Origin of the sequence: Arcticibacter eurypsychrophilus (genome assembly GCF_001730525.1) — a bacterium.
GTDB classification, from domain to species: domain Bacteria; phylum Bacteroidota; class Bacteroidia; order Sphingobacteriales; family Sphingobacteriaceae; genus Arcticibacter; species Arcticibacter eurypsychrophilus.
Map to the genome: position 1 here is coordinate 39,309 of NZ_MDFN01000025.1, position 25,768 is coordinate 65,076.

Annotated in this window: 22 protein-coding genes; 8 read left to right on the forward strand and 14 right to left on the reverse strand. The window is 38.9% G+C overall.

Features of this window, described 5'->3' with window-relative positions; genetic code table 11:
* The first annotated feature begins 3 nt into the window (after nt 1-3).
* Nucleotides 4-882, forward strand: coding sequence for a glycosyltransferase family 2 protein (locus BFL47_RS13965; protein WP_083257188.1), 879 nt, complete (start codon nt 4-6; stop codon nt 880-882).
* Here the strand turns inward: BFL47_RS13965 and BFL47_RS13970 are convergent.
* Entirely contained in the window at nt 859-1,974 is a 1,116-nt protein-coding gene (locus tag BFL47_RS13970; protein ID WP_069660419.1) for a glycosyltransferase family A protein, read from the reverse strand. The two genes, BFL47_RS13965 and BFL47_RS13970, sit on opposite strands and share 24 nt — an antisense overlap.
* A gap of 74 nt (nt 1,975-2,048) precedes the next feature.
* On the opposite strand from BFL47_RS13970, the gene BFL47_RS13975 reads away from it, so the two are divergent.
* From BFL47_RS13975 to BFL47_RS13995, 5 genes are all read left to right on the forward strand, one after another.
* Nucleotides 2,049-2,816: a glycosyltransferase family 2 protein gene (locus tag BFL47_RS13975; RefSeq protein ID WP_069660420.1), complete on the forward strand. Its 768-nt coding sequence runs from the start codon at nt 2,049-2,051 to the stop codon at nt 2,814-2,816.
* A gap of 72 nt (nt 2,817-2,888) precedes the next feature.
* The gene (locus BFL47_RS13980; protein WP_069660421.1) at nt 2,889-4,709 is read left to right on the forward strand and encodes an ABC transporter ATP-binding protein; all 1,821 of its coding nucleotides are present in this window, start codon (nt 2,889-2,891) and stop codon (nt 4,707-4,709) included.
* A gap of 125 nt (nt 4,710-4,834) precedes the next feature.
* The gene (locus BFL47_RS13985; protein ID WP_170827327.1) at nt 4,835-5,896 is read left to right on the forward strand and encodes a glycosyltransferase family 9 protein; all 1,062 of its coding nucleotides are present in this window, start codon (nt 4,835-4,837) and stop codon (nt 5,894-5,896) included.
* 91 nt (nt 5,897-5,987) lie between these two features.
* Nucleotides 5,988-6,725, forward strand: coding sequence for a glycosyltransferase family 2 protein (locus tag BFL47_RS13990; protein ID WP_083257189.1), 738 nt, complete (start codon nt 5,988-5,990; stop codon nt 6,723-6,725).
* A gap of 17 nt (nt 6,726-6,742) precedes the next feature.
* Nucleotides 6,743-7,687, forward strand: a complete 945-nt coding sequence (locus tag BFL47_RS13995; protein WP_069660423.1) for a nucleotide-diphospho-sugar transferase — start codon at nt 6,743-6,745, stop codon at nt 7,685-7,687.
* A 24-nt stretch (nt 7,688-7,711) separates the two neighbouring features.
* Here the strand turns inward: BFL47_RS13995 and BFL47_RS14000 are convergent, their stop codons facing one another.
* Nucleotides 7,712-8,539: a class I SAM-dependent methyltransferase gene (locus BFL47_RS14000; RefSeq protein WP_069660424.1), complete on the reverse strand. Its 828-nt coding sequence runs from the start codon at nt 8,537-8,539 to the stop codon at nt 7,712-7,714.
* Nucleotides 8,540-8,647: 108 nt separating this feature from the next.
* Here BFL47_RS14000 and BFL47_RS14005 point away from each other — a divergent pair, with 108 nt between their 5' ends.
* Together BFL47_RS14005 and BFL47_RS14010 are read left to right on the forward strand one after the other, a co-directional pair.
* Nucleotides 8,648-9,376 (forward strand): glycosyltransferase family 2 protein, encoded by a 729-nt coding sequence (locus BFL47_RS14005; protein WP_069660425.1) that lies wholly within the window; start codon nt 8,648-8,650, stop codon nt 9,374-9,376.
* A 6-nt stretch (nt 9,377-9,382) separates the two neighbouring features.
* Nucleotides 9,383-10,315: a nucleotide-diphospho-sugar transferase gene (locus tag BFL47_RS14010; RefSeq protein WP_069660426.1), complete on the forward strand. Its 933-nt coding sequence runs from the start codon at nt 9,383-9,385 to the stop codon at nt 10,313-10,315.
* 288 nt (nt 10,316-10,603) lie between these two features.
* Here the strand turns inward: BFL47_RS14010 and BFL47_RS14015 are convergent, their stop codons facing one another.
* The 12 genes from BFL47_RS14015 to BFL47_RS14070 form a co-directional block, all read right to left on the reverse strand.
* On the reverse strand, nt 10,604-11,689 hold the full coding sequence (locus BFL47_RS14015; RefSeq protein WP_069660427.1) for a DegT/DnrJ/EryC1/StrS family aminotransferase: 1,086 nt from the start codon (nt 11,687-11,689) through the stop codon (nt 10,604-10,606).
* Nucleotides 11,682-12,050: a sugar 3,4-ketoisomerase gene (locus tag BFL47_RS14020; RefSeq protein ID WP_069660428.1), complete on the reverse strand. Its 369-nt coding sequence runs from the start codon at nt 12,048-12,050 to the stop codon at nt 11,682-11,684. The genes BFL47_RS14015 and BFL47_RS14020 overlap by 8 nt, the downstream gene beginning before the upstream one ends.
* 39 nt (nt 12,051-12,089) lie before the next feature.
* The gene (locus BFL47_RS14025; protein WP_069660429.1) at nt 12,090-13,082 is read right to left on the reverse strand and encodes a glycosyl transferase; all 993 of its coding nucleotides are present in this window, start codon (nt 13,080-13,082) and stop codon (nt 12,090-12,092) included.
* Between the two features lie 34 nt (nt 13,083-13,116).
* Nucleotides 13,117-13,971: a hypothetical protein gene (locus BFL47_RS14030; RefSeq protein ID WP_069660430.1), complete on the reverse strand. Its 855-nt coding sequence runs from the start codon at nt 13,969-13,971 to the stop codon at nt 13,117-13,119.
* Nucleotides 13,972-14,116: 145 nt separating this feature from the next.
* A complete protein-coding gene (locus BFL47_RS14035; protein ID WP_069660431.1) occupies nt 14,117-15,097 on the reverse strand; it encodes a glycosyltransferase in 981 nt (326 codons plus the stop codon).
* Between the two features lie 87 nt (nt 15,098-15,184).
* On the reverse strand, nt 15,185-18,427 hold the full coding sequence (gene infB / locus BFL47_RS14040) for a translation initiation factor IF-2 (protein ID WP_069660432.1): 3,243 nt from the start codon (nt 18,425-18,427) through the stop codon (nt 15,185-15,187).
* Nucleotides 18,428-18,510: 83 nt separating this feature from the next.
* Complete coding sequence (gene nusA, locus BFL47_RS14045; RefSeq protein WP_016196034.1) at nt 18,511-19,746, reverse strand: transcription termination factor NusA; 1,236 nt, start codon at nt 19,744-19,746, stop codon at nt 18,511-18,513.
* Between the two features lie 2 nt (nt 19,747-19,748).
* Nucleotides 19,749-20,219 carry a ribosome maturation factor RimP gene (locus BFL47_RS14050; protein WP_069660433.1) on the reverse strand — a complete coding sequence of 157 codons (471 nt, stop codon included), beginning with the start codon at nt 20,217-20,219 and terminating at the stop codon, nt 19,749-19,751.
* Between the two features lie 227 nt (nt 20,220-20,446).
* Complete coding sequence (locus BFL47_RS14055) at nt 20,447-22,582, reverse strand: outer membrane protein assembly factor BamB family protein (RefSeq protein ID WP_211480971.1); 2,136 nt, start codon at nt 22,580-22,582, stop codon at nt 20,447-20,449.
* Nucleotides 22,583-22,654: 72 nt separating this feature from the next.
* The gene (locus tag BFL47_RS14060) at nt 22,655-23,089 is read right to left on the reverse strand and encodes a nuclear transport factor 2 family protein (protein ID WP_069660435.1); all 435 of its coding nucleotides are present in this window, start codon (nt 23,087-23,089) and stop codon (nt 22,655-22,657) included.
* A 10-nt stretch (nt 23,090-23,099) separates the two neighbouring features.
* Nucleotides 23,100-24,233, reverse strand: a complete 1,134-nt coding sequence (locus tag BFL47_RS14065) for a bile acid:sodium symporter family protein (RefSeq protein WP_245681380.1) — start codon at nt 24,231-24,233, stop codon at nt 23,100-23,102.
* A 32-nt stretch (nt 24,234-24,265) separates the two neighbouring features.
* Nucleotides 24,266-25,756: a mandelate racemase/muconate lactonizing enzyme family protein gene (locus BFL47_RS14070; protein ID WP_069660437.1), complete on the reverse strand. Its 1,491-nt coding sequence runs from the start codon at nt 25,754-25,756 to the stop codon at nt 24,266-24,268.
* Nucleotides 25,757-25,768: the final 12 nt, after the last annotated feature.

A 25,768-nucleotide genomic window follows, 5' to 3' on the forward strand; every position in this document is an offset into this window, starting at 1 on the left:
TATATGACTAATAAAATCAAAACATCACTTATTATTTCAACTTATAATTGGCCGGAAGCACTTAGTTTATGCTTATTAAGTGTAACCAGACAATCTTTTATGCCAGATGAGGTTATTATAGCTGACGATGGATCAACTATTGACACGAAGGAACTAATTGACAGACATCGAGAAAAATTTCCTGTTCCACTAAAACACGTTTGGCAAAAAGACGAAGGTTTCCAATTAGCAAAAATCAGAAACAAGGCAATAGCTATAGCTCAATTTGAATATATTATTCAGATTGATGGAGATCTTTCATTACATAAACACTTCATTAAAGATCACATAGAGCTTAGTCAAAAGGGATCATTCATCACAGGTAGTCGGGTGATAATGGATAAATCACTATCTGAAAACGTATTGAGAAGACAGCGAAATTTGACAAACCTTTTTTTACCAGGAATAAGAAATCATACAAACATGATGAGAATAAAATTCCTGAGGGACTATCTTGCTGACCGATACAAACAACATGACAATCTATATCTGAGGGGATGCAACATGGCTTTTTGGAAAAGCGACCTGATTAAAGTGAACGGCTACAATGAAGATTTTTGTGGATGGGGTAAGGAAGACAATGAAATTGCTGTGCGCCTGATTAATTCGGGGATAAAAAAACGGGCGATTAAGTTTGGAGGCATTGTTTTCCACATGTACCATGGCAATCATTGCTTAGTGCGCAATCATGAAAATGAACACCGGCTGGCACATGCTATCAAGGATAAGATTACGTATTGTAGTCGTGGCATCAGCCAATATATTCATAAACAGTTGACATTTCCGATTCCTTCGAATACGGCGGAAAGTCTGCCTTCATTAATAAAATACACTACTCAGTAAAAGTAATCCGATTATAAGACTCATTTTAATGATTTTCCATTTATTCAAGCGAAAAGGACTGGGGCAAGGTTTATTGAAGCCGAAGTCTATCCGCCTGAATAGAAACAATAAACGACCAGTTTTAATCAGCGAATAAAAGAAGCCCAATTCCTGTGTGTTTTTATGTATGGTCATTTGCCAAGCGAGGGGTAAGGAAAATTTCCTAGTGGCTATAATGGCACGGATCAGGTTAGTCAAATATTCGGCAAGCAAAATGATCACGAGTAATTTCAGGTAAATCGTATAATTGCAGCCCAACAGGAAAGCAATCCCGCTAAGGAGGAGTAGAATGGAACTACTTTCGCTCGTATTGCTAAAATCTACATAACTATACATTTTGATATGCGGGAACTTCAGTATGATCGCATTTCCATATCCATAATTGAACATTCTTTTAAGCTGCATTTTACCTGCATTCCACCAGGGGTGTGTTATTTCAGCCTTTGGCAGGCTTAAATAATAGCAGTCATTTTCTAAACTATTCCGAACCAATAGCTCTACATCTTCAGCACTGGTCCATTCGACACGAAAGCGTCTGCTACTTAACAACTCCCGATTTAGCATGATATTAGAAGTTGGAGACCAGCGCTGATTTTCTTTAGTTCTACTCAAATAAAAGTGGCCTAGTACTCCGTTTAATAACAGGGCCTTGGTGATGGAATTAATGGGATCGGGGAATGCGGTAACACCAGAAAACCCGATACTCGTTCTATTTTTTCGAATCGCATCGGCATATACGAGTAATAAATCTGCTCCAGGAATAATATCATCATCAAGAAGCAGGATCCAAGCGCCGTGACCACAATCAATTCCTTTATTACGGGTTTGGGATGGACCGAGATTTAAGGAGTTAATAAGTAAGGTAATCGTTCCATCGTTAGCTAAACGTTGAATAGAGTTGGGAACAAGCACCTGTGGATGATCGCATACCAGATAATACGTAACCTCAAAATCCATCGGTTTTTTTAAATTGAATATCCCCAAAAGGAATTGCTCATCCATTCTAAAAGAAGGAATAACAACATCTATATGATTAAGAGCATCTGCAAGCATGTATAAAAGGAATCAGAGGATAAGTATAACACTTTATATGTTAAGTTTGCTTTATTTAAGACCATTACGCTCCTATGCAAATATTTAAGACAGGTGGAACACGTGAGGCCCATTATCCTGCAGATCCTCAGAAGCCATTAATCAGCATTATCATTGTCACACTAAATGCAGAAGCTCAGCTCGAGAACTGTATCAGCTCGATCCTAAACCAGGTCTATCAGAATATGGAGATCATCGTATTTGACGGTGGAAGCACAGACTCAACGGGATCTCTACTGGAAAAATACAGCCAAAACATTACTTATTGGCAAACTGAACCCGACAATGGTATTTATGATGCCATGAATAAGGCTGTACAAAAGGCTAAAGGGGACTGGCTTTATTTCATAGGTGCTGATGACCAGCTACTTGAAGGATTTAGTCTGATGATAGGCAAACTAAAGGATAGTCGAACTATTTATTACGGGGACATGAGTTATAATGGAGAGCGGACTGACCGGAAAAAATACACGGCATACCGGCTATCAAAGGAAACGATATGTCACCAGGCAATGATTTACCCTGCGCAGGTATTTGAGCAGTATCAGTACGATTTGACCTATCCACTGGCGGCTGACTGGGCATTGAATCTTAATTTGTGGGCTGACAAGCAATTCCGTTTTCAATTTTACTCCTTAATGATGGCGAATTTTAGTATGACGGGGGCATCATCTATACAGAAAGATCATCAGTTTTTAATCGATTTGCCCGTTTTGATCAAAGAGAAATTGGGCTGGGCGGTCTATCTGCGCTACCTTTTAAAACAGGCAAAAAAAAGGTTTAGGCAACCCCTTTTAGCTTGATACTTAGTATATCTGATATAAAACAAAGCTCAATCCCGTCCTTTTTAATACTTTTGCAGATTGATTTAATAAATGAAGACATATTTCCGATTATTATCATTTGCAAAACCCATTGAAAAATTTGCAATCCCGTATATTGTAACGACACTGCTAGCTGTAGTATTTAATACATTGAATCTTGCGTTGATTGTTCCTGTGCTTACCTTTCTGTTTAATACTACAGGCAATGCAACTGTATACACAAAACCAGAAAGTGCCTGGAATATGATGGCTAACTTCAATTACTACTCTCAAGTGATTAATAAAACGTATGGTACTTATGGTGCTTTGCAATTTATATGTGTGGCTATTATCATTTCCGTGCTGCTAAGCAATCTATTTAAATACATTTCTCAGCGCATCATGGAGAATTTAAGAATCCATACCCTTCTTAATATTCGAAAAACTGTATTTGAGAACGTAATGAATATGCACCTGGGTTTCTTTAATAACGAACGTAAAGGAGATATCCTATCTAAAATCACAAATGATGTACAAGTAGTACAATTTACGGTGACGGGAACACTACAGGTAATTTTCCGAGAACCCTTTCAACTTATTGCCTATCTGTTTACGCTTTTTGCTATATCATATAAATTAACTTTTATTTCTATTCTTTTCATTCCTATTTCGGCCATATTTATTGCCAGGCTGGTAAAAAGTTTGAAGAATGTGGCATCTAATTCGCAATCCTCATTTGGGGTGATGGTAAGTAACCTGGAAGAGGCACTAACTGGAGTGAAAATTATTAAAGCCTTTAATGCCGGTGATTTTATTAAACAAAAGTTTAATAATGAAAATGAAAACTTTTCAGAGATGGGAAGACAAATGGCCAAAAAGCAACAATTAGCCTCTCCTATTTCCGAGTTTCTGGGGGTACTGATGGTGGTATTCATTGTGCTTTATGGTGGTAGCATTGTGCTTGGTGGTGATCCTAATTTTACTGCTCCTATGTTTATTGGATATATCGGAATCTTTTCTCAGCTAACCCGTCCGGCTAAAGCTTTATCTGATTCTTTTACAGGAATAAACCTGGGATTAGCAGCAGGAGAACGTATCTTAGAGCTGATCGATATGAAGCCGGCGATTCAGGACGCGAAGGGTGCAATTGAAGTAACTGAATTTAATCGCGCCATCACTATTAATAATATTAATTTCAGCTATGGCGAAAAAATTATATTAACCAATGTATCGCTTACCATTCCTATTGGGAAAACGATAGCCTTAGTTGGTCCATCAGGAGGAGGTAAATCGACGTTAATGGACCTGATTCCCCGATTTATTGAGCCACAAAGTGGAAGCATTTGTTTTGATGATACGGATATTAAAAACATTTCAATGGATTCCCTGCGTTCGCAAATAGGCTTTGTAAACCAGGAATCGATCCTCTTCAATGATACTATTTTCAATAATATTGCCTTTGGAAAACCTGATTCTACTAAAGAAGCAGTAGAAGCTGCTGCCCGCATTGCTAACGCTCATGATTTTATATTAAATACAGATAACGGTTATGAAACCAATATTGGTGACCGTGGAATTAAATTATCGGGGGGACAAAAGCAACGAATAAACATTGCCAGGGCTGTTTTGAAGAATCCACCCATTATGTTGTTGGATGAAGCAACCTCTGCATTGGATACAGAATCAGAAAAATCGGTACAGGATGCATTAAATAAATTAATGAAAAACCGTACTACTTTGGTCATAGCCCACCGTTTAAGCACTATAAAGGACGCGGATTTAATTGTTGTACTTGATTCAGGAAAAATAGTTGAAACAGGTACGCACTCGGAATTGATGGTTCATGATGGCGTTTATAGACGGTTGGTGGAAATGCAGACGTTTAGTGAATAGATTTACGCATCAAGCTAAAAACATCACGTAACGTTATAAGAGACTACTGGAAGTTTATGCACAATAAAAAAAAATTTAGAAAAGTCCGCTTTATACTGTTACAAATATCCTGGCTATTCAGTTTTTTGGCAAAGTTCAGGAAATCAGAAAAAAGAATTTTACTTGTTAAAATTGATGCAATAGGAGATTACATCCTCTTCCGTAATTTTATAGAAGTATTAAAAAATTCAGAAGAGTACAAAGATCACAAAATTGAACTTCTAGGTAATATCGTTTGGAAAGACCTGGCGCTCGAATATGACAATGACTTTATATCGGAATTTTATTTTATAAAAGAAGACCCCTTATATGTGCAGCCATCAGAAGTATTAAAACTTGGCTGGATGCTTTTCAAAAGGAGATATGAAGTTGTCATACACTCCACATATTCGCGCAGTTTTATGGGCACAGGCCTTGCAGCTCTAGCTGCAGGAAAGGAAAATATTGCTTATGACTACGAAAGGGGCCCTGTTTTTGAGTATAAAAGACAAACAGATAAATTTCATACTCGGCTTATCCAACTACCTAAGGAGATTTTTCATGAATATGATCGGAACCTATACTTTTTTGAAAAGCTACTGGATCAGCCCAGTTCTCCTATCAACGGATTATCACTTCCTATTTCAAAAACAACAAATAACGCAATACTAGTATTTCCAGGCTCAAGCTATTATAAACGCAATTGGGAAAGAGAAAACTTTTTAGAAATCATTAAACGCCTTTTGACTGAAAGCTCTAAAGCTATCATCATAGCAGGAGGACCTTCAGAAGTGCCAGTAGCTTCTTATCTCACGGGGCATCTTCCGCCTTCAGAAAGACTTACAGATCTCACAGGAAAAATAACTCTTCCTCAACTTGTACAGCTTATTGCTGATTCAGAATTAGTAATTTCGAATGAAACAAGTGCAGCACATATCGCGGCAGCGTGTAAAACTCCCGTAATTTGCATTCAGGGGGGAGGTCATTTTGAACGTTTCACCCCATATCCGGATACCATGAATTTTAGGCCAATCTGCATTTTTGAAATAATGCCTTGCTATAACTGCGATTGGAACTGCAAATATCACAATGACTTCAATGAACCTTTCCCATGTATATTAAAAGTAAGCATAGAAAAAGTTTGGTTAGAAATAAGTCGATTAATTTGAATTTATATCCAAGTTATATATCCATTGTTACGAAATGAAGCAAAACTAAGTATACTATAAGATACTCAAATATATTATACGCCCAATAAATATGTCATATCCAAAACCACTACGTTATAAAAATCCTACAGTAAGTATAATTACGGTATCATTGAATGCAGCGGATCATATTGAAAGATGTATCAACAGTGTTTTATCACAATCATATCCCAACATTGAACATATCATTATTGACGGTGATAGTACAGATGGAACAGTTGACATTTTGATAAAAAATAGCAACAAGATTAGCTTTTGGAAAAGTGAACCCGACAGTGGTATTTTTAATGCGATGAATAAAGCATTAAGGCATGCAAAGGGTGACTGGATCTACTTTTTAGGAGCAGATGATTTCCTATATCCTGGATTTAGTGAAATTGCACGTCATTTAGAGTATGGAAATACTATTTATCATGGTCACTGTCTTTGGGGCAACACCATTCTTGGAGGGAAATTCACCTCCTACGACCTTACTATAGAATGTATTTGTCATCACAGTATTTTATATCCGAAACTTGTATTTCAAAAGTATACTTATAATGAGAAGTACACAGTTGGCGGTGACTATCTCCTTAATATTCAATGTTGGAATAATCAGGAATTTACGAAACAATATGTTCCCCTTCTTATCGCAAATTTCGCACAGGGTGGTTTTTCAGAACAAGTTACCGATCATGAATTCATAAAAGACTTTAAACAAATTATTAAAAAATATTCCAGCGCCAAAGTATATTTTCGATATCTATATCAAGAATACAAAAGCAGGAAAAAAATCAATAAATCCAAATAATTAAGGTACTATAACCCATGACTCCCTATACGACCACATCTGCCGTACTTTTTATATTATTTAAAAGGCCGGATACAACTATTCGGGTATTTGAAAAAATAAGAGAAGCTAGGCCATCCAAGCTTTATTTAGCAGCTGATGGTCCCCATGTTGATAACGTCAGTGAAATACAACTTTGCAAAGAGACACGCGAAATAATTGGTAAGATTGACTGGCCTTGCCAGATTAAAATATTATTCAGAGAAGAGAATCTAGGTTGTAAATATGCCGTTTCATCTTCTTTAGACTGGTTTTTTAAAAATGAAGAGGAAGGGATTATTCTTGAGGATGACTGCCTGCCTTCAAATGACTTCTTCCGATTTTGTGACCAGCTTTTATTTAAGTATAGAAATGACACTCGGGTACGTATGATTTCAGGAGACAACTTTCAATTTGGAAGAAAATGGGGAAATGCTTCCTATTATTTCTCAAACAACATCCATGTATGGGGCTGGGCTTCTTGGAGAAGGGCATGGCAAGATTATGACGTAGAACTATGTGGATTTAAGGAGGATGAAATAGAGGAGCAGTTAGGTAAGATATTTAATGAGCCTTTGCTGATTGAAAGTTGGAAGAATATTTTCGTTTCATTAAAAAGGAAAGAGATCGATACTTGGGATTATCAATTAGGACTAATCAATTTTTTCAATAATGGATTATGCATTATTCCGAACGTGAACTTAATTTCCAATATTGGTTTTAGATCTGATGCCACACATACCGTATCGGATAATGATCTAAATGCGAATATTCCTGTAGAGCCATTGGCGGCTGAATTAATTCATCCTGTATATATATTGCCAGAAAAAGGAGCTGATTTATTCACTTGGTACAGTGATTTCAATATTGAAGAAAGAAAGGCATTGGCTAAAAAAGACAAGAGTCTGAATAAAAGAATCAGGAAATTGTTAAGGCTTAACTAACGCTTATTTTTTGTTGTTTCTTCGTTATTCTTGCTTATTTGCAGACAATAATCCTTTAACATATAACCAATCTTTTTGAAGCAGGGTTTCTAATGGTTTGACTTTTCTTAGTTCGTATTTTTCCAAAATTCTTCTTATTTTCTTAATATAGTAAGGTTCCTTAGGTTGTTCGAATGGGCTATTTTCAAAAGTTCGCTTCGTAAATAAGTGAAGAAAAGTTCCATCTGTATAAAAATTATATCCTAGTTTTTTCGCGATATATTCAAGAGACTTAATATTGTAAAAGGATACATGCTGACCAGTTTCCGGTGAAAAATACCACCAATCTTCTGGTTTGGAGAAAACCACTTCGGGTTGTAACTCTGTTGAAAACAGAAAACTATCAGAATATTGCATAATCCGCGCTACTTCTTTTAATGGATCAGCCATATGTTCCAATACTTCAAATGCAGTTACCAGTTCAAATGAATGCGGTAAACCCAATGTACTTAAATCAAAATTTTCGGCGAAGAGATTTTGACAATAAGGATCGTAATGGTAAAAGTCGTAACCCTTATCTCTCATTATTCTGGTAAATAACCCGTAACCGCCAGCATAATCAAGAAATATTTTTGTATTGTCGAAATATTTAGAAAGCAGATAATTAATATTTTTACTGATCTCGAGATTTCGATAAACAAGACCTAAATCTAGTTTTGTTATAGCTGATGAATAAGCATCATCTAACCAGTAAGGCTCTTCAGTTTGTATAAATCCCGTATCCTGACACTGATAAAAGCTTACATAATATTTATTTAAAATTTTAGCTTCAAATATTAATTTAGTTTCACCAGATGTTATTTTGCTATTCATTGTATAAATTAGTGCGTAAACATAATATTATTAAATACAATAATAAAAAGTAATTAGGACAATTGGAATAAGATTCCACATCGCACATAAATGTTTAGTTTTGCAGCGATGAAAAGTTCAGAACTCGCATTCAAACAGCTCCCACTCATCAGTATTGTTACTGTAACATTTAATGCCTCCAGTCATATTCAAAAATGTATAGATAGCATCCAAACGCAGTCATATCCCAATGTCGAACATATCATCATTGATGGTGGCAGTACTGATGGAACTACAGCTATTCTTCAACTTAATGACTCGAAAATAACCTACTGGAAGAGCGAACCAGACGCAGGTATTTTCGATGCAATGAATAAAGGATTAAAACAGGCAAAAGGCGACTGGATTTACTTTCTTGGTGCGGATGACACGTTATACCCCGCATTTTCTGCTATGGCAGCATTATTAAAAGACCGGGACACAATTTACTATGGTCAATGTTCCTGGGGTGATTTGATCCTGGGAGGAGAATTTAGTCCCTACCGCTTAACATTCGACTGTATCTGCCATCATAGTGTGCTCTATCCTAAACGGGTTTTTGAAAAATATAGATACAGTGAAGAATATCCAACAGGCGGCGATCATCTGCTTAATATTCAATGCTGGAACGACTCTTCATTTAAAAAAGCATATCATCCTTTAATTATAGCTAATTTTGCACAGGGAGGAGTTTCCCAATCTATTCTCGACCCATTGTTTGATCAGGATTTCCCCGGAATTGTAATGAAGTACTGCAGCTTGACTGTTTATTTTAAGTATCGGTGGAGACAAATTAAAAACAAAAGAAAATTAGTATAATCCCTTATGCCTGCATATCAAACCACATCTCCCGTTCTCTTTCTTATATTTAATCGTCCGGATACCACTCAGAAGGTCTTCGAACAAATTAGTGAAGCCAAGCCTGCAAAGTTATATATTGCAGCTGATGGGCCTCGTCGGGATCGTGAAGGTGAAGATTTGCTGTGTAAAGAAACCAGGGAAATCATTAAAAACATTAACTGGCCTTGCGAGTTAAAAACATTATTCAGGGATAAGAATCTTGGATGCAAATATGGGGTTTCTACTGCTTTGGACTGGTTTTTCAGTAATGAAAATGAGGGAATCATCCTGGAAGACGACTGTTTACCATCAAATGATTTTTTCAGGTTCTGTGATGTTCTGCTTGAAAAGTACAGAGAGGACACCAGGATTAGTTCTATAGCGGGTTGCAATTTTCATTCGGGTAAAAGATGGGGGGATAAAAGCTATTATTTTTCTAATAACCTGGAGGTTTGGGGTTGGGCAAGCTGGAGGAGGGTGTGGCAACATTATGATGCTGAACTTTCGGAATATCAGGCAGAGGATGTATCGGAAGCTTTCAATACCGTCTTTAATGAGCCTATTATTTCAGCAGAATATCTGGAAATATTCAATCAACTTAAAGCTGGAAAGATTGATACCTGGGACTATCAATTGAAGTTTATAACCTTCTTTAATAATGGGTTAACAATAATTCCGAATGTTAATTTAATAAGCAATATTGGGTTTAGAGCGGATGCCACACATACTAAAACTGATAATGACCAGTTAGCGGACCTGCCTACAGAGGCCTTAAGTGATCCTCTTTCTCATCCTTTGTATATCATTCCGAATAAAGAGGCAGACCTGAATATACTGGAGTTTGAATTTCAACTTCGGCAAAAGAAAATTAATAATAATAAATTGAGTCGCAAATTTAAAAGATGGCTTAAAGATTGAAGGTTTTACCTGGCTATTAAATAAAATCATTTATCTCGGCCAATGGGCTCATGATCGATTTCGATGACCGATTCGCCTTCTATATTCTTCTTTAGGCTTTTTCCAGAATTTACTTTTTAAGTACTTTATCATTTACTTAAATTGGAGGTTCAATACATGCATTGACCAATCCATTTTCAGATCTAAATGTCTTGTATTTTGGAATTTAATTTGATGATAATTGCGTTTGTGCTGGGTTAAGGGGGTTTTTGGGGTGTTAAGGGAGTTTTTGTAGCTGTTTTTGGCGTGTTAAAACTTGTTTAATACTTCTATTACCCGGCCTATATCGTGTTCAGTGTGGCAGAATGAAATGGGTAAACTCAGGGTTGTTTGATGTATTTCTTCTGATATCGGGTAATGAAATCCTTCAAACTTACCTTCCAGAGCTTTCTGCTGATGCGGTGGAATGGGATAATGAATTTCGGTTTTTATATGATGCTCCAGCAAGTAGGCCCTTAGCTGATCTCTTTCGGGATGCCTGATCGTATAGATGTGAAATACGTCGAAGTAATCGGCATGTACTATGGGCTTTATGAAATCAGCACTCAGCCATTCCTGGTATAAAGAGGCCAGACGACGTTTATGACTGTTGATGTCATTGAGCCGCTTTAACTTTACGGATAGAAAACCTGCCTGAATTTCATCGAGCCTAGAATTGGTACCTATGTATTCGTTTACATATTTGACTTTCGAACCGTAATTACGAAGTGCTTTTATCTTCTCATAGTGTTCCTTATTATCGGTAGTAATGGCTCCTGCATCTCCCAATGCACCCAGGTTTTTAGTGGGATAAAAGCTAAAAGCACCGAAATCGCCAAAGGTTCCTGTTTTTTTTCCTTTGTACTCAGCTCCATGTGACTGTGCGCAATCTTCTACCACTTTTAAGTCATACTGACCTGCAAGAGCCATAATAGGATCCATATCACTGGCCTTTCCATACAAATGAACTACGAGAATAGCCTTTGTCTTCGCGGTTATACTTGCTTCAATTTTTGATGGATCAATGTTATAAGTAAGCGGATCGGGCTCTACGAGTACTGGTACCAAATTATTGTGATACACGGCAAGAATGGTAGCAATATAGGTGTTTGAGGGAACGATGACTTCGCTACCTGCAGGAAAATCGAAACAGCGCAAAGCAAGGATAAGTGCATCTAGTCCGGAAGCCAGTCCTGCACAGTAGTTTGACCCATTGTAGATAGCAAATTCTTGTTCAAAGGTCGATACATTGTTTCCCAGGATAAACCACCCGCTCTCCAATGTATCAGCAAAGCTCTTTTTATAGCTTTCCATAAAGGGGGCATTCAGGAGCTTAAGACTTTCGTATTCAATCATGATAAGGGTCGTATATATAATCTGCTGCGTCAAAAAACTCTGATGCCAGCACCATTAGGATCGCATCTTCACTGAAACTGTGCATCTGATGCCAGTCTTCCGGCTGAATTAACAGGCATTTATCTGGTGTATCCAGCAGAAATTCTTCCTTCAACACGTGATTGTTGTTAAAAATTGTACAGCTTCCTTTAATACAGATCGCGGCCTGAATAGTTTTGTGATGCCTGTGACCGCCTCTTACAGAGTCATCTACACCGTAAATATAAAAAATACGCTTAATAACAAAAGGGATTACCTTTTCTATAACAGTCAGGTTTCCTCGTGTATCGGTAAATGTTTTCAGGTTAATTAGTTCGGCCACTTTAATTTTTTAATGTAATATGAGATGCTGGTTCTTTTTTTAGATCAATCTTCTTTTTTTGTAATAGTTCCTGTAATATCCTTTTAATATAAATGTTACCCTCCTACCTATTACGCGTTTAATCCAATCAAAATTAAGCAAAGGTTCGTGAAAGGTTATTTCTTTATTTACCGTACGGATTCTATTTTCTGCAGCTACCAATGCCTTGATGTAGGGCTTGTAAATGTCTTTTATAACAGCTTTTGATAAATAATACTGCTCTGCTGTTAAGCGAAACGATTTCTGAATGCAATACCTGAAATCATGAAAATGGTAAAAAATAAGTTCATCTTCTTTTAGGAAAGTGGTATCTAGAACTTGTATTTTATTTGCTTTATGGAGAAGATCGTATTGCTGCACGTTCCATGGAGCAACTCCGCCGCCTATATTTGTCAATTCATGCACACCGGTAAATCGGGTGGTCCAGTCATCTAAATATTTCTGATCACCAAACTTTCCATCTTCAAATCGTTTATAACACCATTCCAAACAGGCATTGCGCCACCAGTTTAATGCGGACAACCCTTCATCTGTGTTTTTAAAGGTGATGTACTGTACACAATAAAAGCCACTCAGTGCGGACTGATCATGCTCCGCAGTATAGCGGTGCGCCGTTATGAGTACTGACCTTTCGTTCATTTCGTCCATCAATCCCTTTGGATCACTAAAGAAAAGCAGGTCGGCATCAATGTAGGTACAATGGCCCAGGGCATACGTTTTTAAGCAATACCAGATTGTTGAGGAGGTGCAGGTCCAGCAATATTCACCTGCGGTACGTCCGGGTTTTACAGCTAACAGCTCATCGTCCTCAAATTCCTTTAAAGAAATGATAGTGGCATGTTTCAGTTTTAAGCTTAATAAAACAGTCAGACAGTCGTTATCAAAAGCGAAAATATAAAGATGAAAATCGTTGCAATGGTCTTCAAGTGAATAATACATCGCAAGCCCCCTGGATAGGTAAGCGGAATTAAACAACGTACAGTAGTTTAGCATGAACTTTATTAAAAAATAATTAACATATATGGCTTCATCTTCCTATGAAGAATTGTTTAATAAAAGAAATAATACAGGGGCGTTTAAATCTCTGATTTAGTGCATATTTGGTAACCAAGGATTTTGCAGCACCCTGAAAATGGAGCGCATATAATCGCATATAAGACTGTGCACCAATGGTTTTTGCATAAGGCAGAGTATTTTTCCAATAAACCTTTTTTAATCCTGCTTTCATCTCGAACCCATCGCTTTCATTGATATTACTATCAAAATAATACGCACCAGAAATTTCCGAGATCTCTTTTACATGATCCGAAACATCTTGCTGGTATAAAGAAAAAGCAAACATATCACAAATTCCTCCCAGTCTGTTAGCATCTTTAAATTCCTGATAACTTAATTTGAACCTTGCTATATACTCAGGTTCGCTATATAATTCGGTTATGTAATTGCAAAACCTATTTAAGGACGAGCTATTGAAGAGCGTAATATGTGGAGAATGTGCCTGACTTATTGTAAAATCATATTGCAAAAAATGATTAAATACTTCTTTCACATTACAGAATAGCAACACATCAGAATCTAAATATAAAAAATGTTCTATTCCTTTCTGCTTAACAAATTCATTGATAATAAACCACCTTTGAAAGCATCCGAGCTCAAAATGATAGGGATTACTGGACATGTGTTCATAAATCTTTGCAAATTTATCAGCTGTAGCGGAATACTGCTCCATCATATTATGTTTTACAAAGGGCATTTTGCTGTTTTCTTCATCACCAAGAAGATAGATGTCCGCGTCTTTATTAAAAGCGTAATTATGTGCTAATACCGGTTTTAAGTACGATGAATTACCCTTATGAACAAAAATTAAAGGAATATCTTTCATAAATTAATAAATTCTTTGGTAATTTTTTATCGACCTACCATTAGGATTACAAAACAAATGTAAGAAATTAACCATTACTGAGTTCATTAACTGCAAACGTAGAACTGAAGATAAACAGTTCTAATTTACAGCAGTTTAGCTACCACTAATCTCTCCAAGGCAAAAACTTTTCATTACTTTCCTTTATATAAGGAGTAGTTGAATTCAAAATCCTTCCATTCAGCACTCTCTCATACAACTCAACATAAGACCTGGTCATGGTAGCTGCTAAGAATTGGTCACACACATACTCATGGCACTTTTTTCTATCAAAATCATTTACATCTTTTAAAGCATCCGACAATGTTCCCAACGAATCTGACAATACCCCCATCCCTTGCACAACTATTTCAGGCAAAGACCCATACGGCGTACCGAAAACCGGACAACCGAAATAAAGACTTTCGATCAATGCAATTCCAAACGGTTCGTGCCATCTAACCGGAAAAATTAATCCTCTTGAAGCCCTGAGGTAAGCATTTTTCTCCTCGCCACCAACAATGCCTCTAAACCTAATCCTTGAGCTAAGCGTAAAACGAAAGCCCATAGTAATATTTAACCGGTTACCTCCAAGTACTTCTAGCCGCTCTTTAGCCTTCAAGGCAACATCAATAGCACCCTGAACATTTTTAATTCGCCATGCCGCCTTCCCTAAAAAATGAAAGTAATCACGCCTTATACGAAAATCAGGGGCCCCATATTCCTCAATATCGATTCCATTATATATGTATGTTTCAGCATGATGCCGCTTCGCATGATCTTTAGATATGAAAACAGAATTTCTAGACAATTGTACGCTTGCATCATTATTACCATGTATAGTAACAATAAACGGACGCAAACTAAAGTCAACTATCGGGTACTGGAAGTGCACCACATCTATATCAACCGGTACCTGACTCTCCAAAGGAACGGTATAATCTCTGCATATAACTTTTGCAAATGGACATGTAGATCCCTCATTAACCAAATATGTAACCTGATGACCCATCTTGGCCAGCTCCTTACCTAACCACCAGGTTATTCTTTCTATACCACCATAAAGAAATGCAGGGATCCTTGATTTACTGACTATAAGAATGTTCATAAACGCCTATCAGCAAAAAATTAAAAACTATAAAAAAGGCAACCCTTTTTAAGGTTGCCTTTTTTATTTATTGCAGAAGTAAACTTCTTACAATTTTCTCTTTACTTCAACACTTTCGTAGCCTTCAACAATGTCTCCCACCTCAATGTCATTAAAGTTCTGAATATTTAAACCACACTCATAACCCTTAGTAACCTCTTTCACATCGTCCTTGAAACGTTTCAATGAAGCCAGCTCGCCTGTGTAAACCACAACACCATCCCGTATAATACGGATCTTACTGTTACGATTCAGCTTACCGTCAAGTACCATACAACCTGCAATAGTACCAACCTTACTGATCTTGAATGTTTCACGTATTTCTACGTTAGCAATGATTTTCTCTTCGAATTCAGGAGCAAGCATACCTTCCATGGCGGCCTTCACTTCGTTGATCGCATCGTAGATGATAGAATACAAACGAATGTCGATTGATTCCTGTTCAGCTAATTTACGCGCACTTGCTGATGGACGTACCTGGAAACCGATAATGATCGCATCTGATGCAGAAGCCAATAATACGTCTGATTCGGAAATCTGACCTACTGACTTGTGTATGATGTTCACTTGTATCTGTTCCGTAGACATTTTCAACAATGAATCGGATAATGCCTCAATTGAACCATCAACATCACCCTTAACAATGATGTTAAGTTCCCTGAAGTTTCCGATAGCCAAACGGCGACCAATTTCATCAAGCGTGATATGTTTCTGAGTACGAAGTCCCTGCTCACGTTGTAACTGCAAACGTTTATTCGCTATTTCACGAGCTTCAACCTCACTATCCATCGAGTTGAACTTATCACCTGCAGTTGGTGCACCAGACATACCCAACACCTGTACTGGTGTAGATGGCCCGGCAAACTCAACCTTCTGTCCGCGTTCATTAGTCAATGCCTTCACACGACCACTGTAACTACCAGCAAGAATAGGATCACCTACTCTTAATGTTCCGGCTAATATTAACACAGTGGTTACAATACCACGGCCTTTATCTAATGCCGCTTCAATAACGGTACCAGTTGCTCTCTTATTTGGATTAGCTTTTAGTTCGAGTAACTCTGCTTCAAGCAAAACCTTTTCTAAAAGCAAGTCTACGTTCAAACCTGTTTTACCGGATATTTCCTGACTCTGATATTTACCACCCCAGTCTTCAACCAGGATATTCATCTGCGAAAGTTGTTCACGTATCCGGTCTGTATTTGCTCCTGGTTTATCTACCTTACTAAAGGCAAATACAATAGGAACATTTGCAGCCTGAGCGTGATTGATTGCTTCACGTGTCTGAGGCATCACACTATCATCCGCAGCAATTACAATAATGGCGATATCGGTAACCTTTGCACCACGAGCACGCATCGCCGTAAAGGCTTCGTGACCCGGTGTATCCAGGAATGTAATTTTACGTCCATCTTCCAGTTGCACTGCATATGCTCCAATATGCTGCGTAATTCCCCCGGCTTCCCCACCTAACACATTCGTTTTACGAACAAAGTCAAGTAATGATGTTTTACCGTGGTCAACGTGACCCATTACAGTTACAATAGGAGCACGTGGAATCAAAGTATCCGGATCATCTTCAATCTCTAAGCTCGCTTCTTCATCATCCGGTTTAACGAACTCTAAATTATAACCAAACTCATCAGCAACAATACTTAGCGTTTCGGCATCCAGACGTTGATTGATAGACACGAACATACCTAAACTCATACAAGTAGAGATAATTTGTGTTACCGGAACATCCATCATGCTAGCCAGTTCATTTGCTGTAACAAATTCTGTAACCTTCAGTACTTTAGACTGAAGTTCTTTTTCCATTGCAGCATCTTCAGCAGATTGCGCAACATCATCACGTTTCTGACGACGGAATTTAGCACGTTGTGCAAACTTTCCAGATTTACCTGCTCCACTTAAGCGGGCAAGGGTTGCTCTGATCTGATCCTGTATTTCTTTTTCTGTTGGTTCCTCCTTAGGACCTCCTCCAGTTGAAGCACCACCATGGTTTCTTGTACCTCCTCTAAAATCAGGCCTTGCGCCACCATGATTTAGAGCACCGCCACGAAAATCGGGTCTTGGACCTGTATGAGGCGCCGGAACCGGTGCAGCTGGACGTGGAGCTCCACCTTGCGTTGCAGGTGTAGTTCCTTGTGCCTGGCCAGCACTTTGCCCTTGTCCTCCCTGATAACCGGGAGCATCTTTACGTTTACGCTTACGTTTATTGTGATCACTGTTTGCTGCAGATGAAGAAGCTACAGGCTGATCTTTACGACGCTGTGGCTGCTGTGCAGACAAATCAATTTTACCAATTACGTTTGGCCCGGTCAGACGTTGTGCTCTTGCACGAATAACATCATCTTCAGGAACTTGTTCTACTTTTACAGGTTGCTCCACGACAGGGGCATCAGGAGTTTCCATAATTTTATTTTCAGGAGCAGCCTGAGGGGCTACTTCTTTCTTCTCTTCTTTAACAATAGCAACGGGGGCAGATGCAGCAACTTGCACAGGTGCAACAACAGGCTCCGGTTGTTTTTCCACCACTGGCTCTGCTTTTACTTCTGCTACGGATTGAGTAGGTTTAACTTCTACCGCAACTGGCACATCTGATTTTGGAACTTCAGAAACAGGTACAGGTTTAGGTGTTTCCTTCACTTCAGCCGGAGGTGATGTTTCCACTTTCGCTTCAACAACAGGTACGGGAGCAACAGGTATTCCTAAAACTGGGGCAGGTTGGGATGCAACAGGTTCTGCTACAACTACCTTTTCAGGTTCCTTTTCTTTCACCACTGCTGCTAATGGGGGTTTTACTTCATGCTTGGGTCTGCGGTTAAATGATTCCAGATCAATTTTACCAACAATTTTTACGCCTGCAATCTGATTTTCTCCCTTAGCAGGTTCTGCTACAGGTTCTTCTGCAATAACGGGAGCTACCACAGGTACTACTACTTTCGGCTTTTCTGCAGATGGACCATGTCCAAATGAACCAGTATTCTTAATCAGAATCTCTTCCTGTTCGAATTCCTTTTCCCTGCGAAGTTCATGTCTTTCCGGAGCCGGAGTTAATACATCATCACGACGTATTTTTCCTATCACGATTTGTCTGGCTTCTTCACGGACAATTTTATCACCTTGGTACTCCTGCAATAAAGCACCATACATTTCTTCTGAAAGCTTTGTATTAGGCTTTGCATCAACTTTAAAACCCTTTTTACTTAAAGATTCCACGGCTGTAGACAACCCAATATTAAGCTCTTTTGCAGCTTTTAGTAAATTTATACTTTTACCTTCTGACATTTAAAAAAATTACCTCAAAAATATTTTAACAAAAATAGGACTTTTATCCCATATTTAATAGAAGGAACCCGAAACAGTATTACTTATTCAAATTCCGCTCTTAATATACTTAACACTTCTTTTACTGTACCATCTTCCAAATCTGTACGCTTAACCAACTCATCAATAGTTAGCTCTAACACCGATTTAGCTGTATCCAAACCAACACGTTTGAATTCATCAATAATCCAGCCATCAATTTCATCTGAAAATTCTTCCAGATCAACATCCTCATCATCCACTTCAGCCTCACGGTATACATCAATTTCATAACCGGTTAACTTTCCGGCTAATTTAATATTATGTCCACCACGACCAATAGCTAAAGATACCTGATCAGGCTTCAAATATACTGCAGCACGTTTATCTACATCATCCAGCTTGATTGTTGTAATCTTTGCAGGACTCAAAGCACGTTGTATATATAAAGAAGAATTTTGAGTGAAGTTAATCACATCAATATTCTCATTTTTCAATTCTCTAACGATACCATGAATACGGGATCCTTTCATACCTACGCAGGCACCTACCGGATCAATACGATCATCGTAAGATTCTACCGCTACCTTAGCGCGCTCTCCTGGTTCACGAACAATCTTTTTGATCACAATCAGACCATCAAAAATTTCAGGAACTTCAAGTTCAAATAAACGCTGAAGGAATTCAGGTGCAGTACGGGAAATAATAATCTTTGGATTTGTATTCAACATATCCACTTTCAAGATCACCGCTCTAACTGTATCACCTTTTTTATAGTAATCCGCAGGGATTTGTTCCGTTTTAGGAAGAAGCAATTCATTTCCTTCATCATCCAGCACCAAGGTTTCCTTTTTCCAAACCTGGTAAACTTCACCGGTTACAATCTCGCCTACACGATCCTTGTATTTACGGAAAATCTCATCTTTCTCCAGTTCAAGAACCTTTGAAACCAATGTCTGTCTGGCTGCCAGGATAGCACGTCGACCAAAAGTCTCTAGCGTTACCTGTTCAATGAAATCATCACCAACTTCCAATTCAGGATCGATCTTGTGCACTTCTGCCAACTCAATTTCCAAATCATCATCTTCAGAAAAACCGTCTTCCATTACAGTTCGTGTTCTCCAGATCTCCAGGTCACCATTGTCCGGATTTACAATCACGTCGCAGTTCTCATCTGTTCCGTATTTTTTACGGATCATACTTCTGAACACTTCTTCCAATACACTGATGACGGTAGGACGGTCAATGTTCTTAAATTCTTTAAATTCCTGAAAAGAATCAATTAAATTAATATTGCTCATTTCTACTTAAATGAAATTAAAACCTTTGTTTCTGTAATGTGGTCGAAGGCAATAAAGCTCTCCTGAGCGATTGCTTTTTTACCCTTTTCCTTTATATTTTCTTCCACTAAAATACCTTCTTCCTGTACGTCAAGAAGTTTTCCTTCTCTCTTTTTATTCACATCATCAACCATCTGAACCGAAATAGTACGTCCTATATTCTTTTCATACTGTCTTTTCATCCCTAGCGGATAATCGATACCCGGTGATGATACTTCAAGATGATACGCCTGCTCAATTACATTCTCCTCTTCCAAAAAGAAGCCAACTGTACGGCTTACCATGGCACAATCCTCAATTGCAATGCCATTATCACCGTCTATCAGAATGATCAGCGTTCCATTTGAATGCATCTTTATGTCAACGATAAAGAGGTCTTCGCGGTCGGCTATTTTTTCTTCAACAAGTTGTCTTACCCTTTGCTCTACATTCATAATTAGCACTAAAAGAAAAGAGGGGACATTCTGCCCCCTCTTTCGATTTATGCAAAGATAGATAAAATAATGATTTTTCCAAACAAGAATCTCGCAATTGTTTAATTAGTAATGAGTTTGAAAAACGAAAAAACCTTTTATCTCCCCAAATAAATAAAAGGTATCGTTCTATTCAAAAAAAGTCTAAATAAAGACTAACCTCAACTTTACAAATCAACAAAAACCATTTATAAACTAAATGCAATATAGTTCTTCCCTGGTTTGCCACCTCTTCCACCACCCGCAGCAATAACGACATACTGCTTTCCTTTTACCATATAGGTGATGGGTGTTGCGTATCCGCCTGCCGGAAGTTGAAACTCCCATAGCACCTTTCCCGTCTTACTGTCAAAAGCACGAATTTTCTCATCCCTGGTAGCAGCAATGAAAACGAGCCCGCCGGCCGTTACTACAGGTCCCCCATAATTTTCCGTACCTGTAACAGGAATCCCCTTTTTCTTTAGTTCAGGATATTCACCCAAAGGAACGCGCCATAAATACACACCCGTATTCATATCAATCGCATTCAGCGTTCCCCACGGAGGCTTAATTCCTGGATAACCTTCCTGATCCGTCAACTTTTTCCAAACCTTCATCTGGTAGGCTGGTTTAAACCCAAATACTTTTTTAGTAACACCCTTTTTCCCTGAACCCGAAGAAGCTTTCTCATGCTCAGACGGAGCCGCTGCCCACGAACTCCTGGTATCTAATAAAAAATCAACAATCTCCTTTCTGTCCTTTTCTAACACATGTTGAAAAGATGGCATTCTCCCCTGTCCCGTTTTCAGTATAGACTCAATTTCCTTCACAGAGCGCCTTTCACCAATACGCCTGAGATTAGGAAACTGAGTTCCATTACCGCGCCTGTCCTCTCCATGACACCCCGCACAGTTAATTAAATAAAGTGCATTTCCATGAGACAAAGCGGCCACTTCTTTATTCTGAGAAACCGTATCAACCATTTGAAGCAACCAGGGATCATTATTAGCGTTCAAATACAAAATTCCATTAGGATCTGTTGCGTTCCCTCCCCATTCCGCACCTCCACTATAGCCAAACAATATCGTCCCCTTTGTATTAGGTGGCGTAAATTTATTGGCGGATACACTCTTATCAAATTGCTCCTTTACAAAAGCATGTGCTGCAGGAGAAAGATCAGTTAGGTCTGCCGAAGTAAGAGCCTGACTGGAAAAAGGAAGAGGTTTTAACGGAAACTTCTGCGTTGGCCATGGATGCTCACCCGGCAATCCATGCGCAGGAACAGCACGCTCTTCTACCGGAAAAATGGACGTTCCTTTATCCCGGTCCAGCACATAAACCAATCCGTCTTTTGTAGCCTGAACCACAACATCCCTCGTTTTGCCATTTTGTTTTATAGTCGTCAGGTTAGGGGGACAGGGTAAATCCCTGTCCCACAGGTCATGATGAATCGTTTGGTAGTACCATTTCAATTTACCGGTTTCAGCTTGAAGTGCCACAATACAGTTAGCAAATAAGTTGGTACCCTTACGATCCCCACCATAAAAATCAGAAGCAGGAGAGCCTGTACCAAAATAAACCAACCCTCGTTTTTCATCCAGCACTAATCCACTCCAGTTATTTGCTCCCCCAACTCTTTTATAAGCATCTTTCGGCCAGGTTTCGTACCCAAATTCGCCAGGCTGTGGAATCGTATGAAACACCCAGCTTAACTTCCCTGAAATAATATCAAATGCTCTTAAATATCCAGGGGCTGCATCGCCTGACTCCGAAACCCGGGAACCAATAATTAACGTATTTTTAAAAACAGTCCCAGGCGAAGTAGCAACCACAGTCAATGAATTCACATCCTGCCCGTTATGTACCGAAAGCCCTTCATGCAAATCCACCATACCCTTTTTACCGAAACTTAAAACAGGTTTTCCGCTCAGCGCCTCAATAGCATAAAGGGTAGACCCAACTGTATATAAGATCCGTTTATCCGACTTATCTTCCCAGTACGCCACCCCTCTGTTTGAAAAAAGCATCTGCTCTTTCTGTGTAGGTTCAAATTTCCATAATTGCTCCCCTGACTCTGCCTTAACTGCAAATAATTCAAGTTTAGCAGTGGTTCCATACAACACACCATGCACCATTATAGGCTGACATTGAATGGATGAGTAACCGCGCCCAAATTCAGCTGAATCTGCATCATCTACCGTGTTGTACTGCCATGCTACATGCAAAAGTTTAACATTTTGCTGGTTAATTTGAGTCAAAGGGGAATATCGGTTACCTGCTTTATTCCCCCCATAATAAGGCCAGTCCCCATAATCATAACCCTCCTTTTTTTGATTGGAATTCATGCAACTCCCCAGTAAGAAAAACACAGTTATACAACACAAGTAATATTTCATATTCTTTCAAAAGACATGATGTTAGATTATTTTATAGGCCTGCCTTGCCAGTAATTTCCATTTGCCAAGTTTCTCTTTCCAGATAAGCATATTTCCAATCTTCAGATTACCGGCAACGCCATTGTTAATTATCTGAGCAGAAAAAATATGCCTGACCACTGCTATATGATCGGAAATCTTTATCGTTTGATCGGAAAGTTCAACAGTAGCATAGTCCAGTGGTTTACCACTCATAATCTCATCAATAAACTCGGCTTTGTTCTGAACCTTACCACTGGAATGACCATAAACCAGGTCAGTATCTGTTATTGATTCCAACAAATCCTGATCAGCATTTACAACTCCAGTTCTGAAAATTTCAATTGCAGCAACTAAACTTGCTTCCTCTTTAGATTGCCCATGAACAACTAAGGATCCGCTAAAAACAAGTATAAATAGGTAGATACACTTTTTCATCACGATATAATTAAGAATTGGAAACCCCAGTGTTTAAAGGCACGTGAACGGAACTTATATTCCGGTCTACAGGAGGCTTCCGATGCCACCAGGACGCCAGTATAGAACCTGTAACATTCATTAAAGGGCCGAAAATGGCGGGTGCTAATCCTACTGTTGCAATCTTTCCCATTTCTTTTGCCAGTCCGGAGGCTAACCCACCGTTTTGCATGCCCACTTCTATCGCAATCGTACGACAATCACGTTCCGACATCTTAAATAAGCGGCCAGACCAGTAACCCAGAAAGTATCCGCATAAATTGTGAGCCAATACCAGTAAAATCAAGGTAGGACCAATGGTCAACAGACTATCCCTGCCGGCAGCAGTTATAATGACAATGATAAAGGCAATACCACACATGGAAACTAAAGGCATCACCTCATGCAGCCATTTACCCTTTCCGCTTAGTAATTTATTAAAAAGCAGTCCCGCAGCTATAGGAATAATTACCATCTTAATGATATCCCACATCATGTCCAGCACATTGATTTCAATAAACGCACCTGCCAATAGCTTCATCAGCAAGGGCGTCATCAATGGAGCAAGCAAAGTAGAAACAGCCGTTATGGTAATTGAAAGAGCAAGATTTGCCTTTGCCAGGTACGAAATCACATTAGATGCCATCCCATTCGGGGAACATCCTATTAAAATAATACCTGCAGCAATTTCAGGAGGCAAACCACTAATCCCGGCCAGTGTATACCCGATAAGAGGCATGATTAGGAAATGACTAAACACCCCAATAAACACCCCCTTAGGCATTTTAATAACCCCTACGAAATCATGAAAACTCATAGAAGTGCCCATTCCAAACATAATCAGCTGGATCAGCGGAGTAATCAGCATGACAAATTTAAACCCCTCTACCTCTGCGAAGTAGTGGGGATAATACAAGGCTGTGGTAACCGCTGCGAAAATGATAACCGTAAAGGAAAACCCTTTCAGATGCGCATAACCGCGAAACCCGATCGCCAGCGCTATAAAAAAGCCAATAAATAAAGGACCTGCTTCCTCAATATGCCCAGACAGGGTCATAATAAGTGCAACGATCAGGCAGACGGCAGAACCCCCCAATGCCATCAGGTACATGTTTCTCTGTTTCAAAACGTTAAAGTTTACAAGTAAAAAACAAAAACTTAGCTAAAAACACGGTCATGCGAACGAATGTCATTCCATTCTGTAGTTGGAGCGAAATAGCTTTTATCCTTCGGACTTAAATGTCTTTTCACTTCATCCTCGTTTAACTCAATTCCTAATCCCGGTGCAGAAAGAGGCACATTAGCAAACCCTTTGGTAATCAGCTGCCTTCCATCTGTCGTTTTAACCAAATTCTCCCACCAGGTCAGATCTACAGAGTGATGCTCCAATGCCAGAAAGTTTTGCGTAGCTGCTGCACAATGTACACTAGCCATAAACGAAACCGGTGTCCCCGCCTGATGCATCGCCATAGCCACACCATGCTCTTCTGCATAATCTCCAATTCGCTTTGTTTCTAAAAGGCCACCAGAGGAAGATAGATCCGGATGTATAATATCAACGGCATGAATGTCGATTAAAGGTTTAAAGTTCTTCAGTAGATAGATATCCTCCCCGGTAAGCATAGGCGTTTCCAATGCATCAGACATTGTTTTCCATTGATCAGTTAATTCCCATGAAACAATATCTTCCATCCAAGCCAATCTGTATTTCTCTAATGCTCTCCCTAAACGAATGCCATTATTCAAGTCGAAATGGCCGTAATGATCTGTTGAAAGCGGAATACCATATCCGACCAGGTTACGTACATTATCTACAATTTTTGCCAGTTCATCCAAACCCTTATCTGTAATTTGTACCTGTGTAAACGGATGCTGCGTATTCGCATAGCTCATATAGTTACCCTGCCATTGCTGAAGATTTCCTTCATTCTGCCAGAACTTATCATTCACCAGTGCACCAGGTGTATTTCTTAGCTCTCCAATAGAAACATCCATTTTTAACCAGGTATATCCTTGTTCCTCAGTACGATATTTTATCAGCTTAATTTGCTCTTCTGTCGATTGTGATTCAGGTGTATCTGCATATAATCTTACTTTATCGCGATACCGGCCACCCAATAACTGCCATGCCGGAACGTTATAGGCCTTTCCGCATAGATCCCAAAGGGCCATCTCTACTCCACATACACCTCCAGCCTGACGGGCAGGCCCCCCAAACTGCTTGATTATTTTGAAAATCATTTCCACATTACATGGATTCTGCCCAAGGATTCTGCTTTTAAGCATCAAAGCATAGCGAGCATCCGCACCGTCTCTTACTTCACCTAAACCATAAATACCTTGATTGGTATCGATACGAATAATAGCTGTACCTCCAAGAACTGTAGTTAAGGCATAACGCATATCCGTTATTTTCAAAGCTGAAGGATTTGAGGCTCGCTTTACAGTAGAAGTCGTTTGAGCAATGGTATCTTCAATAGAAAGACCCATGAATCCACTTAAGGCTATTCCCCCAATCGCGGTTTTCTTTAAGAAGTTACGACGATTCTCATGTGTCCGCGGATTATTTATTTCAGCAGTTGTAGCCGCTGCTTCTGCCTTTTCAAGCTCTTTATTACTTTCTGCTATTTGTTTTAGGATACTTTTCATGTTTTTTTCTAT